The sequence below is a fragment of the Microbacterium sp. Soil_N32 genome (genome assembly GCF_057655505.1).
Genome location: NZ_JBDGME010000019.1, coordinates 243,109 through 256,652 on the forward strand (window position 1 = coordinate 243,109; position 13,544 = coordinate 256,652).

At 70.2% G+C, this 13,544-nt stretch carries 14 protein-coding genes; 8 read left to right on the forward strand and 6 right to left on the reverse strand.

What is annotated here, in order from left to right; translation table 11 throughout:
* The first annotated feature begins 107 nt into the window (after positions 1-107).
* The gene (locus tag AC3A3J_RS09230; RefSeq protein ID WP_487673089.1) at positions 108-1,022 is read left to right on the forward strand and encodes a heme o synthase; all 915 of its coding nucleotides are present in this window, start codon (positions 108-110) and stop codon (positions 1,020-1,022) included.
* Here the strand turns inward: AC3A3J_RS09230 and AC3A3J_RS09235 are convergent.
* Positions 968-1,453, reverse strand: coding sequence for a hypothetical protein (locus AC3A3J_RS09235; protein ID WP_487671999.1), 486 nt, complete (start codon positions 1,451-1,453; stop codon positions 968-970). The two genes, AC3A3J_RS09230 and AC3A3J_RS09235, sit on opposite strands and share 55 nt — an antisense overlap.
* 77 nt (positions 1,454-1,530) lie before the next feature.
* Complete coding sequence (locus tag AC3A3J_RS09240) at positions 1,531-2,667, reverse strand: COX15/CtaA family protein (RefSeq protein WP_487672000.1); 1,137 nt, start codon at positions 2,665-2,667, stop codon at positions 1,531-1,533.
* A 231-nt stretch (positions 2,668-2,898) separates the two neighbouring features.
* Between AC3A3J_RS09240 and sufB the strand changes: the two genes are divergently transcribed.
* The 7 genes from sufB to AC3A3J_RS09275 all read left to right on the forward strand — a co-directional run bounded on the left by sufB (position 2,899) and on the right by AC3A3J_RS09275 (position 9,556).
* The gene (gene sufB, locus AC3A3J_RS09245; RefSeq protein ID WP_487672001.1) at positions 2,899-4,317 is read left to right on the forward strand and encodes a Fe-S cluster assembly protein SufB; all 1,419 of its coding nucleotides are present in this window, start codon (positions 2,899-2,901) and stop codon (positions 4,315-4,317) included.
* A gap of 1 nt (position 4,318) precedes the next feature.
* Entirely contained in the window at positions 4,319-5,524 is a 1,206-nt protein-coding gene (gene sufD / locus AC3A3J_RS09250) for a Fe-S cluster assembly protein SufD (RefSeq protein WP_487672002.1), read from the forward strand.
* A complete protein-coding gene (locus AC3A3J_RS09255; RefSeq protein ID WP_314647811.1) occupies positions 5,521-5,847 on the forward strand; it encodes a non-heme iron oxygenase ferredoxin subunit in 327 nt (108 codons plus the stop codon). The genes sufD and AC3A3J_RS09255 overlap by 4 nt, the downstream gene beginning before the upstream one ends.
* On the forward strand, positions 5,848-6,618 hold the full coding sequence (gene sufC / locus AC3A3J_RS09260) for a Fe-S cluster assembly ATPase SufC (RefSeq protein WP_314647809.1): 771 nt from the start codon (positions 5,848-5,850) through the stop codon (positions 6,616-6,618).
* A gap of 9 nt (positions 6,619-6,627) precedes the next feature.
* Positions 6,628-6,957 (forward strand): metal-sulfur cluster assembly factor, encoded by a 330-nt coding sequence (locus AC3A3J_RS09265; RefSeq protein WP_116242845.1) that lies wholly within the window; start codon positions 6,628-6,630, stop codon positions 6,955-6,957.
* Positions 6,958-7,034: 77 nt separating this feature from the next.
* On the forward strand, positions 7,035-8,189 hold the full coding sequence (locus AC3A3J_RS09270; RefSeq protein ID WP_487672003.1) for a MalY/PatB family protein: 1,155 nt from the start codon (positions 7,035-7,037) through the stop codon (positions 8,187-8,189).
* A complete protein-coding gene (locus tag AC3A3J_RS09275; protein ID WP_487672004.1) occupies positions 8,186-9,556 on the forward strand; it encodes an MFS transporter in 1,371 nt (456 codons plus the stop codon). Before AC3A3J_RS09270 ends, AC3A3J_RS09275 begins: the two co-directional genes overlap by 4 nt.
* On the opposite strand, the gene AC3A3J_RS09280 is transcribed toward AC3A3J_RS09275, so the two are convergent.
* The 4 genes from AC3A3J_RS09280 to AC3A3J_RS09295 all read right to left on the reverse strand — a co-directional run bounded on the left by AC3A3J_RS09280 (position 9,529) and on the right by AC3A3J_RS09295 (position 13,520).
* Positions 9,529-10,875 (reverse strand): acyltransferase family protein, encoded by a 1,347-nt coding sequence (locus tag AC3A3J_RS09280; protein ID WP_487672005.1) that lies wholly within the window; start codon positions 10,873-10,875, stop codon positions 9,529-9,531. The two genes, AC3A3J_RS09275 and AC3A3J_RS09280, sit on opposite strands and share 28 nt — an antisense overlap.
* Positions 10,876-10,972: 97 nt before the next feature.
* Positions 10,973-11,641 (reverse strand): response regulator, encoded by a 669-nt coding sequence (locus AC3A3J_RS09285; RefSeq protein ID WP_487672006.1) that lies wholly within the window; start codon positions 11,639-11,641, stop codon positions 10,973-10,975.
* Positions 11,638-12,897, reverse strand: coding sequence for a sensor histidine kinase (locus AC3A3J_RS09290; protein ID WP_487672007.1), 1,260 nt, complete (start codon positions 12,895-12,897; stop codon positions 11,638-11,640). Before AC3A3J_RS09290 ends, AC3A3J_RS09285 begins: the two co-directional genes overlap by 4 nt.
* A 5-nt stretch (positions 12,898-12,902) precedes the next feature.
* Entirely contained in the window at positions 12,903-13,520 is a 618-nt protein-coding gene (locus AC3A3J_RS09295; RefSeq protein WP_487672008.1) for a DedA family protein, read from the reverse strand.
* Between the last annotated feature and the right edge of the window lie 24 nt (positions 13,521-13,544).

The following is a 13,544-nucleotide window of genomic DNA, read 5'->3' on the forward strand; positions in this document are numbered from 1 at the left end:
ATAGCGGTGAGGCCTCCGCCCCGGTCCCCGTCTTACGCTCCGAGTCCCGTCGCCGGGTGCCGTAGACTGGTAAGGCTGTCAGCACGCGCGCGGAGGAGGCGATCGAGATCTCGACCATGTCTGATCAGGCGGTGGCGAAGCGGTCCATCGGTCGCACCGTCAAGGCCTACGTCGCCCTCACCAAACCCCGCGTCCTCGAGCTCCTGCTGGTGTCGACGGTGCCGGTGATGTTCCTGGCGCAGGGCGGTATGCCCGACCTCTGGCTCGTGCTCGCCACGGTGATCGGCGGGTCGATGAGCGCGGGTTCGGCGGCGGCGTTCAACATGTACCTCGATCGCGACATCGATGCGCACATGCACCGCACCGAGAACCGCCCGCTCGTGACGGGCGAGATCACCCCGCGCGGCGCACTGATCTTCTCCTGGACGCTGGCCGTCGTGTCGACGGTCTGGCTCGCGGTCACCACCAACTGGCTCGCGGCGACGCTCTCGGCATCCGCGATCTTCTTCTACGTCGTGATCTACACGATGATCCTCAAGCGGCGCACCGAGCAGAACATCGTCTGGGGCGGTATCGCGGGCTGCTTCCCGGTGCTCATCGGCTGGGCGGCCGTCACGGGATCGCTGGACTGGCCCGCATTCATCCTCTTCCTGCTGATCTTCCTCTGGACGCCGCCGCACTACTGGCCGCTGTCGATGAAGTACCGCGACGACTACGACGACGTCGACGTCCCCATGCTCGGGGTCACGCGCAACGCGTCGCAGGTCGGCCTCCAGGTGATCCTGTACGCCTGGGCCACCGTGGCCTGCTCGCTGCTGCTCGTGCCCATCGCGGGCATGGGGGTCGTCTACACCGTGTCGGCGCTGGTGTTCGGCGGATGGTTCGTCTACGAGTCGCACCGCCTGTACAACCGTGCGGTGCGGGGGACCGAGGCGCGGCCGATGCGCGTCTTCCACGCCTCGATCACCTACTTGACGTTGATCTTCGTCGCCGTCGCGGTCGATCCGCTGCTGCCGTTCTGATCCTCGTCGTTCTCGGCGGCATCGGCGACTGACGGCTCCTCGTCGACTGCAGCCTCGTCGACCGCAGCCTCGTCGACCACCCGCCGTTCCTGGACGACCGCGGTCTCGTCGGCGTCCGCCACCTCGGCGATCGGACGGGCCTCGACGACCGGTGAGGCGGGCGCGGGGACCAGTGCCTGCGCGGCGAGCAGGGCGACCGCGATCAGGATGCCGAGCACCCCCGCTCCGAGCACGGAGGCTCCGACGACGATCAGCGACTGCCCGACGTACACCTCGACACCGGTCGCCGTCCCGTCGAGCAGGGTGGCGGTCATCGTGGACACCTGGCCGGAGATCAGCCATCCGCCGATGGCGGCCGCCGCGAGCGAGAGGGTGAGGAGCAGCCAGAACCAGACGGTGCGGGAGACGGTGCGGGGGAGCGAAGTGTTCATGACGACCACCCTCACCGCCGCGCCGATGAGCCCGGTATGCGGCGGCTATGGATCGGCTGGCCGTCGAAGCGGCCCCCTCACCGAGAGGTCGAGACCGCCTGCTGTTCGCCGACGGGGCGCTTCAGGTGCAGGACGACCACCGTGTACGCGGCGGCCGAGAGCGACGCGAGCACCATGTGGATGCCCACCAGCAGCGGCGGCAGGCCCTCGCGCGCCTGCCAGACGCCGACGCCCACCTGCACGACGATCGCGATGACGAGCACGAGCAGCCACCGACGCGGGGGCAGCTTCAGCATCCACGCCGAGATCGTCAGGGCCAGCACGAGTGCTGCGAGGATGTAGCCCGGCCACGAGTGGACGTGAGCCAGCACCGTGGCGTCGAAGCCGTGGCGCGCGACGTCCTGATCGCCGGAGTGGGGCCCCGACCCGGTCGTCAGCACGCCGAACAGGATGGTCACCGCGAGGGCGAGTCCGGTGACGTGGGTGAGGATCGCGAACCAGCTCGGCACCGAGCGCTCGCGTCGGCCCGGCGCGGCATAGAGCCGCACGAGGAAGGCGGCGGTCACGCACACCAGCAGCAGCGACGACGTGTAGTGGAATCCGACGATGAACGGGTTGAGGCCGGTGAGCACGGTGATGCCGCCCACGAGCGCCTGCGCGAGCACACCGGCGAAGACGATCCAGGCGAGCACGACGAGGTCGCGGTGGGTGGTGGTCCGACGCGAGGTGTGCACGGCGGCGGCGATCACCGCGGCGAGCAGCACGGCGACCGCGAGCGGGAACGCGGCTTTGCCGAACGGCGTCGCGGCCGCGTAGACGATGGCGGCGGCGACGATTCCGCCGAGCGCGTAACGGAGGGTGAGCATCAGCGCCGGGCGTCCGGTGGTGCGCACGAGTACGAGCAGCACCACGACGAGGGCCACCACGCCCACGACGCCGGTCATGAGCCGGTTGCCGAACTCGATGAAGCCGTGGATGCCGTCGACCTCGTAATGCGGCACGAGCGACGCGGGGGTGCACAGCGGCCACTCCGAGCATCCGAGCCCGGAACCGGTCAGCCGCACCGCACCGCCGGTGCCGATGATGATGGTCTCGGTCACGAAGGACAGCCAGGCGAAGATGCGCAGGGCCCGACCCCAGAGACCGCTGCGCGGGTTCGCCGCGTCCGTCGGATCGGTCGCGGCGGCGGTCGGGGATGTGGCGCTGACGTGCATGGTGCCTCCGGCGCCGCGCAGGGCGGACCGGGCGGCCCGTCCGCGAAGCGGAGCCTGTAGAATCGGATTGTTGCGATGGGCGCCCGCGGGCGCTGGAGCATCGGTAACAGTTTAGGCGCGATGGATGCGCCGGAGATGAGGGCCCACCAGCGGCACCCGCTCCCCGCATACTCGACGGGGATCAGGTGTGTCGGGGCGGATGACACCGTTGAGGTCCAAAAGGAGAGTGTGATGTCGGATGTGCTGATCGACCGCCCGGAGCTCGATGGGCTGGGGGTGTACGAGTTCGGCTGGCACGACGCCGATGCCGCGGGCGCCAGTGCGCGTCGCGGACTCTCGGAGGCCGTCGTGCGCGACATCTCCGCGCTCAAGTCCGAACCGGAGTGGATGCTCAAGACCCGCCTCAAGGGTCTCTCGTTGTTCGACCGCAAGCCGATGCCCACCTGGGGCGCCGACCTCAGCGACATCGACTTCGACAACATCAAGTACTTCGTGCGCTCCACCGAGAAGCAGGCGCAGTCGTGGGAGGACCTTCCCGAGGACATCCGCGAGACGTACGAGCGCCTCGGCATTCCCGAGGCTGAGCGTCAGCGCCTGGTCGCCGGCGTCGCCGCGCAGTACGAGTCCGAGGTCGTCTACCACCAGATCCGCGAGGACCTGGAGCAGCAGGGTGTCATCTTCATGGACACCGACACCGCGCTCCGTGAGCACCCCGAGTTCTTCGAGGAGTACTTCGGCACCGTCATCCCCGCGGGCGACAACAAGTTCGCCGCCCTGAACACGGCCGTCTGGTCGGGCGGGTCGTTCGTGTACGTGCCCAAGGGCGTGCACGTCGAGATCCCGCTGCAGGCCTACTTCCGCATCAACACCGAGAACATGGGCCAGTTCGAGCGCACGCTGATCATCGCCGACGAAGACAGCTACGTGCACTACATCGAGGGCTGCACGGCGCCGATCTACAAGTCCGACTCGCTGCATTCGGCGGTCGTCGAGATCATCGTCAAGAAGAACGCCCGCGTGCGGTACACGACCATCCAGAACTGGTCGAACAACGTCTACAACCTCGTCACCAAGCGGGCCGTGGCCCACGAGGGCGCGACGATGGAGTGGGTCGACGGCAACATCGGCTCGAAGGTGACGATGAAGTACCCGTCGATCTACCTCATGGGCGAGCACGCCAAGGGCGAGACGCTCTCGGTCGCGTTCGCGGGCCCCGGCCAGCATCAGGACGCCGGCGCGAAGATGATCCACATGGCGCCGTACACCCAGTCGTCGATCGTCTCGAAGTCGATCGCCCGTGGCGGCGGACGCGCGGGCTACCGCGGCGAGGTGCGGGTGGATGCCGCCGCGCACCACTCGGCGAACACCGTGCGCTGCGACGCGCTGCTGGTCGACACGAAGTCGCGCTCCGACACCTACCCGGCGATCGACATCCGCGTCGACGACGTGCAGCTCGGTCACGAGGCCACGGTCTCGAAGGTGAGCGAGGAGCAGCTCTTCTACCTGCAGTCGCGCGGCATGCCCGAGGACGAGGCGATGGCCATGATCGTGCGCGGCTTCATCGAGCCGATCGCGCGCGAACTGCCGATGGAGTACGCCATGGAGTTGAACAAGCTCATCGAGATGGGCATGGAAGGATCGGTCGGCTGAGATGACCTCCCCGACGACGACGCCCACGGCGTCGCATTCTACGAACGCGCACGTGGACCCCGCCGCCCAGGTGGCCGACGCCGGCTTCGTGCCGGTCCAGACCCGATCCGAACGTCCGCACTCGTTCGACCCGGCCGACTTCGGTGCGCCGACCGGCCGCGAGGTCAACTGGAAGCACACGCCCGTCTCCGCTCTCACGGAGCTGTTCCAGCCCGCGGCGTCGAACGACGGCGTGTCGGTCTCGGTCGGCGCAGGAGAGCAGTACGTCTCCGCTCCGCTCGCGGCCGGAACCGCGCCGCGCGGCGAGTTCTTCCGCCCGGAGGACGTGACCGCCGCCGTGGCATGGCAGGGCGCAGCAGAGGCCATGCACGTCCGCATCCCGCGCGAGGAGGAGGTCGCCGAGCCCATCCTCGTCACCCTTCGCGGTGAGGGCGCGGGGCGCCGCGCCGACGGTCACATCGTCATCGAGGCGCTCGAGCACAGCTCCGCGACCGTCGTCCTCGACCACGTCGGTGCTGCGGCCTATGCCCAGAACGTCGAGATCATCGCGCGGGCCGGCTCCAAGCTCACGGTCGTCAGCCTGCAGCGCTGGGAGGACGAGGCGGTGCACGCCGCCGCACACCAGGCGCGTGTCGACGCGGACGCGGTGCTGAAGCACTTCGTCATCAGCTTCGGCGGCGGGGTCGTCCGGGTGAACCCGAACGTCGAGCTCGCAGGGGCCGGGTCGGAGGGCTACCTCTACGGGCTCTCCTACGCCGACGCCGGTCAGCACCTCGAGAGCCAGGTCTACCTGCACCACAAGGGCGCGCACACCACCGGCGACGTGCTCTACAAGGGTGCGCTGCAGGGCGAGAGCGCGCACAGCGTGTGGATCGGCGATGTGCTGATCGGCCCGGACGCCACGGGCACCGACTCGTACGAGGCGAACCGCAACCTCGTGCTCACCGAGGGCGCGCGTGCCGATTCGATCCCGAACCTCGAGATCGAGACCGGCGACATCCTCGGCGCCGGTCACGCGAGCGCCACGGGCCGCTTCGACGACGAGCAGCTGTTCTACCTCCAGGCCCGCGGTATCACCGAAGAGGAAGCGCGCCGCCTGGTGGTGCTCGGCTTCCTCAGCGACATCGTGCAGCGTCTGGGCATCCCCGCGCTGGAGGACGAGCTCCTCGCCGCGATCGAGGCCGAGCTGGCGGAGGTCGCCCGATGACCGCGCAGCGCGTCTGCGGCGTCGCGGACCTCGAGCAGGACACCCCGCTCCGCGTCGAGCCCGACGGTGTCGCGATCACCGTCATCAAGGACGGCGACGGTGTGATCCACGCGATCGGCGACACCTGCACCCACGGCGACATCTCGCTCTCCGAGGGCTTCGTCGAGGGTGACACGGTGGAGTGCTGGGCGCACGGCTCGGCGTTCTCGCTGCTCACCGGCAAGCCCCAGAATCTCCCCGCTTACGAGCCCGTCCCCGTCTACGTCGTCGAGATCGACGGCGACGACGTGCTCATCGACCCGACTGTGACAAAGGAAATCTGAATGTCTGTTCTCGAGATCCGCGACCTCCACGTGACGGTCGAGACCGAGGCGGGGACCACCCCGATCCTCAACGGAATCACCCTGACCATGAAGACCGGTGAGACGCACGCGATCATGGGCCCCAACGGCTCGGGCAAGTCGACTCTCGCCTACACGATCGCGGGGCACCCGAAGTACACCGTGACCAGCGGCTCGATCACCTTCGACGGGGCGGACGTGCTGGAGATGAGCGTCGACGAGCGTGCGCGCGCCGGCCTGTTCCTCGCGATGCAGTACCCGGTCGAGATCCCCGGGGTGACGGTCACCAACTTCCTGCGCACGGCGAAGACCGCCCTCGACGGCGAGGCGCCGTCGATCCGCGCGTGGACCAAGGACGTCAAGTCGGCCATGGCCAATCTGCGCATGGACCCGAAGTTCGCGCAGCGCAACGTCAACGAGGGCTTCTCGGGCGGCGAGAAGAAGCGCCACGAGATCCTCCAGCTCGAGGTGCTGCAGCCGAAGTTCGCCGTGCTCGACGAGACCGACTCCGGACTCGACGTCGACGCGCTGAAGATCGTGTCCGAGGGCGTGAACCGCGCGAAGGAGGCCACCGGCCTCGGCGTGCTTCTCATCACGCACTACACGCGCATCCTGCGGTACATCCGCCCGGACTACGTGCACGTCGTCGTGGCGGGCAAGATCGTCGAGCAGGGCGGTCCCGAGCTCGCCGACCGCCTCGAGGATGAGGGCTACGACCGCTTCCTCGACCCCGCGGCCCCTCTCGAAGCGTAGGCTGGCGGAATGACCGCGACGCTGACCGACGAGAAGTACGACGAGGTCACCGAGGCTCTAAAGGACGTCATGGATCCCGAGCTCGGGATCAACGTCGTCGACCTCGGACTCATCTACGACCTCGCCTGGGACGACGAGAACGACGCCCTGGTGATCCATATGACGCTGACCAGCGCCGGCTGCCCGCTCACGGATGTGCTCGAGGAGCAGACGGCGCAGGCGCTGGACAACGTGGTCGACCGATTCCGGATCAACTGGGTGTGGATGCCGCCGTGGGGTCCTGAGCGGATCACCGACGACGGCCGCGACATGATGCGGGCACTCGGCTTCGCGATCTGAGGTGTGCGCCGACCCCGGGATGGCGGGGTCGCATCCGCGCGCCCGCTGACGGACGCGTACGAGAACGAGGAGCGGGGATGCTCGAGGTGAAGGCGCTGCCGTTGGCGGAGCTGCGGCAGCGGACGAGCGAGAAGTGGCGCGAGTACCCGGAGGACGTCCTGCCGCTCTTCGTCGCCGAGACGGACTTCCCCCTGGCACCCGCGATCACCACCGCACTGCAGCACGCACTCGACGCGGGTGACACCGGTTACGTCGCGTCGCGTACTCCGCTCGCGGAGGCGTACGCGGCATTCGCGCGGCGCCGCTTCGGCTGGCACGTCGACCCGGCGCGCATGCGCAGCACGGCCGACGTCAGCATGGGGATCGTCGAGATCCTCCGCCGCGTGACCCAGCCGGGCGAAGGCGTGATCGTCATGCCTCCGGTCTACCCGCCGTTCTACGACCTCGTCGAGGAGGCGGGCGCCGACGCCGTCCGGGTCCCGCTCCGCGACACCGGGATCGACTGGGAACTCGATCTTCCCGGCATCCGCGCCGCGCTGGAAGACGGAGCGCGCGCCGTGCTGCTGTGCAGCCCGCACAATCCCACCGGGACGGTGCATCCCCGCGCGGCGCTGGAGCAGCTGGCAGACCTCGTCGAAGAGTTCGACGCGGTCGTCGTCTCGGACGAGATCCACGCTCCCCTCGCGCAACCGGATGCCGGCTTCACGCCGTTCCTGGCGGTGAGCGACGCGGCGCGTCGCGTGGGCTTCGCCGTGGTGAGCGCGAGCAAGGCGTTCAACCTCGCCGGACTCAAGTGCGCGCTGATGGTGGCGGACGACGACCGCACGCACGCGGTTCTCCGGGAGCTCCCGATCGAGGTCGTGTGGCGCACGGGCCAGTTCGGACTTCTCGCGGCGGTGGCCGCTTTCTCGGAGGAGAGCGACGCGTGGCTCGACGGCTTGCTGCGCACGCTCGACGAGAATCGCGTGCTCGTGGAGGATCTGCTCGCACGCCACCTCCCCGACGCTCGGTATCGGATGCCGGACGCCGGGTACCTCGCCTGGATCGACGTGCGAGCGCTCGAATGGGGGGACAACCCCGCTCGTCGCATCCTCCGCGAGGCGCGGGTGGCCCTGCACGACGGCGCCGCGTTCGGCGCGGAGGGCACGGGCTACGTGCGCCTGAACTTCGGCACGAGTCCGGAGATCCTCATCGAGGCCGTCGAGCGCATCGCGGCGCTCGTGCGCCGATGACCGCCGCCGAGCCCGTCGCCTCGATCTGGGACCGCACCCGCGTCTGGGTGACGGGCGGGGCCGTCGCCCTCATCTTCCTCGCCGCGATCGAAGCGCTGGCGGTCACGACCGTGATGCCGATCGTGAGCGACGCGCTCGACGGCGCCTCGCTCTATGCGGTCGCCTTCGCTGGCACGCTCGCGACGAGCGTCATCGGCATGGTCGCCGCCGGCGCCTGGTCGGACGCCCGCGGACCACGTGGTGCGCTCTACCTCGCGGTGGCGCTGTTCCTGGCGGGGCTGCTGATCTCGGGGCTCGCGTTCACCATGCACCAGTTCCTCGTCGGACGTCTGGTGCAGGGATTGGGAGCCGGCGGGCAGACCGTGGCCCTGTACGTCGTCGTCGCACGGCTGTATCCGCCCCACCTGCACGGGCGCATCTTCGCGGCCTTCGCGGCAGCCTGGGTCGTGCCGTCGATGATCGGACCGTTCCTCGCGGGAGCGGTGGCCGAGTACCTGGATTGGCGATGGGCGTTCCTCGGGGTGGCGGTGCTCACCGCGATCGCGTTCGTCATCATCGCTCTGCGGCTGCACGGCGTCGATCTCGGCCACGGCGAGCCGCAGGACCGCCGTGTCGTCGCCGTCCGGCTCATGCTCGCCGTGGTGGTCGCGGTCCTGGCCGTCGTGATCGGCTTCACCGCCGACATGGCAGGCGGGCTCGGGTGGGTCGTCGCCGCCGCCGCGCTGGTGTCGATCGGCCTCGCGATCCTGCCGCTGCTGCCCCGACGCACGCTCCGCGCCGGCCCGGGCCTGCCGAGCGTGGTGCTGATGCGCGGCATCGTCGCCGGCGCGTTCTTCGCGACCGAGGCATACATCCCGTACCTCCTCATGGAGAAGTTCGGGTGGAGCGCGACATGGGCCGGAGTGGCGCTCATGTTCGCCGCGCTGGCCTGGGCGAGCGCATCCGCTCTGCAGGGGCGCTACGGTGAGCGGCTCGGCAACCATCGGATCACCCTCATCAGTCTCTCGCTGCTGACGACCGCGCTCGTCGGCGTGCTCCTGACCGCGGTGCTTACGCTCTCGCCGGCGATCGTCGTGATCGGGTGGGGCCTGGCCGGCGGGGCGATGGGCCTGCTCTACCCGAGGCTGACCGTGCTCACGCTCGCGTACTCGAACGAGGCCGACCAGGGCTTCAACTCGTCTGCCCTCTCCATCTCGGACGCCACCGGGTCGGCCGTGACGATCGCGGTGGCCGGTCTCGCCGTTGCGACCCTCGGTGGCGGCACCGGAGTCTTCTGGGTCGTCTTCGCGCTCTGCCTCGCGCTCGTGTCGCTCGCCGTCGTGCCGGGCTTCCGCCTCGGTCACGCGGCGGAGGATGCGCGCGACTGATCGCCCGCGTGAGCCGCGCCGACCCGCCCCGGTGCGCGGGCGAGTCGGAGCGCCCCGCCCAGGAGACCCACGGCGATGGCGGCGGTCGCCGGCGTCGTGCCGCAGACCAGCAGCAGGACGACGGCGGTGAGGCCGGCGGTCACGGCGGCGGCCGCGCGCGACCGTGACGGAACGGCCGCGGGGGCCGGTCGGTTCTCTATGCGTGCGAGCGGCACGGCGAGCAGAGCAGTCAGCGCAAGGGCCGCGAGCAGCCAGAGCGGGCGCTCGGCCATCCAGGCAGCGCTGCCGACCGGGGCGAGGACGGCGCCGCCGACGAGAGCAGTCAGTGCCGTCACCCCGGCCATCGCCAACAGCACCGGCATGTGCCACAGGTAGATCGTCATCGTCCGACGATTGACGAACGCGCTGAACGCCGTGGCGACCGGATGGCGGCTCGCCCGCGTCAGGCGCGAGCGATTCACGGACACGAGCGCGGTGTGCGCCGCCCCGACGAGCAGCAGGGCGGTGGTCGGCGGGTTGATGTTCTCGATCAGGTCGGGGGAGTGGATGCCGGTGACGACGGTCAGGAGCAGCAGTCCGACCGCGACGACGGCGGCTGCGCCCCTGGTGCGGCGACCGAGGGCATCGATGCTCCCGTCGGCGAGGAAGAATCCGAGCTGCTGCAGGGCGAGCCAGACGAAGGCGAGGTTGAGGAACCCGAGCGCGGGGACGCCGGTCGTCAGGCGGACAGCGTCGACGGCGACGGAAGCAGCGACGAGAGACAGCATGGCGATGACGGGACGTCGGCGGTGCGCGGCGACCATGGCGGGCAGCAGAGCCTGGCAGAGCAGGAACACCCCGAGGAACCACAGCGGTTGACCGTAGCGGTAACCCGCGACGGCGACGAGTTCGGCGGGGACACCCGTGACGAGGAGCAGCGCGAGGAGGGTGCCGACGGCGCCGATCACCACGAGGGCGGGCCCGAGGAGGCGGTGCACTCGTGCGGTGACGAACGAGGCTGAGGTGTCTCCGCGCCGCCGCGACGCCGTGTACGCGAGGAACCCCGAGAATCCCCCGATCACGAAGAACAACGGCATCACCTGCAGGAGCCAGCTCACCGGCACGATCCACCAGGTGCCCGTGCTGGCGTTGTCGAAGACGGGCGTGCCGTCGCTCACCGCGACGCCGACCATGAGGGCGTGGAGCACGACGACCCCGACCACGCACAGGGCGCGCAGCAGGTCGATGCCGGTGTCCCTCCCGTTCGACGGACGAGTCGCCGCGGGTGGGAGCGCGGACGGCGCGGACGAGAGGGCGACGGGGGCCGCGATGACGGTCATGGATCCTCCTGGAACGGGTGTTCCTGGAGGTTATGGAGCGGGTGGTGCGGCGGGCATCACCCCGTGGTGCCGTTCGGCACCCCTACCGCGGGGGCAGTCAGGCGGGCTCGACGAGGCCGGTGTCGTAGGCGACGATCACCGCGTGCACGCGGTCGCGCGCCCCGAGTTTGGCGAGGATCTTGCCCACATGGGTCTTGACGGTCTGCTCGGCGATGAAGAGCTCGGCGGCGATCTCGCCGTTCGAGCGACCACGACCGATGAGCACGAGCACCTCGCGCTCGCGGTCCGTGAGGTCGGCGAGAACCGTCGTCGCGCGCGGGGCCCGGGGACGTCGGCTGGCGAACTGCGCAATCACGCGCCGTGTGACGCTCGGTGCGAGGAGCGCCTCACCGGCCGCGATCACGCGCACCGCGTGCACGAGTTCCTCCGGGAGCGCGTCCTTCAGCAGGAATCCGGAGGCCCCGGCCTCCAGGGCGTCGTACACGTAGTCGTCGATGTCGAACGTCGTCAGCATCAGAATGCGCGGCACTCGAGCGGCGGGATAGGTCGGACCGAGGATTCGGCGCGTCGCCTCGATGCCGTCGAGGTCCGGCATCCGCACGTCCATGAGGATGACGTCGGGGTCGAGGCGCGCCGCCATCGCCACCGCCTCGGCACCCGTAGCCGCCTGTCCGGCGACCCGGATGCCGTCGTGCGCGTCGAGCAGGGCGGCGAAGCCCGCCCGCACCATGGCCTGGTCGTCGGCGATGAGGACGCTGATCGTCACGGGATCTCCTGAGGTGCGGACGCGGTCGCGCCAGCGGCGCCGTCGTCGGGGTCGAGGGGGAGGAGGGCATCGACGGTCCACACACCGTCGGGTGCGAGCCCGGCGGTGAGCGTGCCGTCGAGCAGTCCGGCGCGCTCGCTCATGCCGCGCAGACCGTGACCGGCGTTGCGGCCGACCGCGGCCGTCGCAGACGCTGCGGCCACCTCGTTGCGCACCCGGATGTGCACCGCCGACTCCTGCACCGCCACGTGAACGGTGATGCGGGAGCCGGGTGCGTGGCGCACGGCGTTGCTCAGGCTCTCCTGCACGATGCGATACGCCGCGATCTGCACCGCCTGGGGGGTGCGGGCCGTGGCGCGGGAGTCGGACGACAGGTCGATCTCGGCTCCGGCCCGGCGCATCGTGTCGACGAGGGCCGGGATGTCGTCGATGCCGCTCTGCGGAGCGAGTTCGGCGGTCTGATCCTCGGTGCGCAGCACCCCGAGCATCCGCCGCATCTCGGTCAGCGACGATCGGGCCGTCGCCGCGATATCGTCGAACTCCGTCGCGGCCGCATCGTCGAGTGCAGGCAGACGGTATCTCGCGGTCGACGCCTGCACCTGGATGACCGACATGCTGTGGGCGATCACGTCGTGCAGCTCACGCGCGATACGGGTGCGCTCCTCGACGAGGGTGCGCCGCGACTCCTCGAGGGCCGCGTGCTCGCGTTCCCGCTCCAGCTCGGCACCGACGCGCACGCGGCTCGCGATCAGCAGCGCGACGAGCAGAGCAGCGAGCGCCAGCGACGACGTGACGATGAGGTCGGCGGTGGCGGATGCCCCGACGCCGGGGCGCGCGAGCACATCGGGTCGCAGGAGGAGAGCCGCGAGCGCGCCGGCGGAGCCGACGACGAGCGGCACGGTGCCGCGGCGCACGCCGTGCACGCCGCTCATGACCCCGACGAACACGATGAACGTCAGCAGCGCGGGAACCGACCACGGCCACGGCGCGGACTCGCCGCCCCAGGTCTGCACGACGAGCGGCGACGCGAACGCGCCGAGGCAGAACACCACCACGGACGTCCACGGTCGCACGAGCGCGAGCACCGGGGCACCGCACACGGCCACGCCGAGCAGGAACGCCAGGGGGAGGGGCGTGCCGTAGAGCGCGGCGTGTACGGGCACGAAGACGGCATACAGCGTCCCCACGACGACGACGAGCGCGACGAGCGCGATCGCTCGACCGCTCATGCGGGCGCGAGGCCGACGGGTGGGCATGATCCTCATCCTGCCAGGACGGTGGGGGCGGCGCGGCGGCGGCGCACCGCGGTGCACCGGTCGATCACCACGCCGAGTGTCACGGCGATCGCCACCCCGATCGCGGCTCCCACGATCGGCTGATCCTCCACCCACTTCCCGGCCAGCAGGCCGATCGCGAGGCTGAGCACGCTCCACCCGAGTCCGGCGAGCACGCTGAGGGGGAGGAAGCGCCGCCAGGGGTATCGGAATGCGCCGGCCGACATGTTGACCGCGACCCGTCCGACCGGGATGTACCGGGCACCGAGGATCAGCGCCGCACCGCGTTCATCGAGCGCGTGCTCCGCGTGGGCGAAGGCTGCGGAGACGCGCGGGCGGCGCATCCACTGCCATCTCGCGGTCCCGATGCGCCGGCCCAGCAGGAAGGCGATGTTGTCGCCGAGGGTGGCTCCGAGTGCGGCGACCAGACCGAGCGCCGCCAGGTCCGATCCCCCGGCGCTCACCGACACCGCCGCCGCGGCCACGAGCACCGTCTCACTCGGGACGGGCGGGAAGAACCCGTCGATCACCGTGACGACGAACAGCACCACGAGCAGCCAGGGCGAGGCCACGGCCTGCAGAATCAGATCATTGAGGAGGTCCACTCCGTCACCGTAGGGAGAGGGACG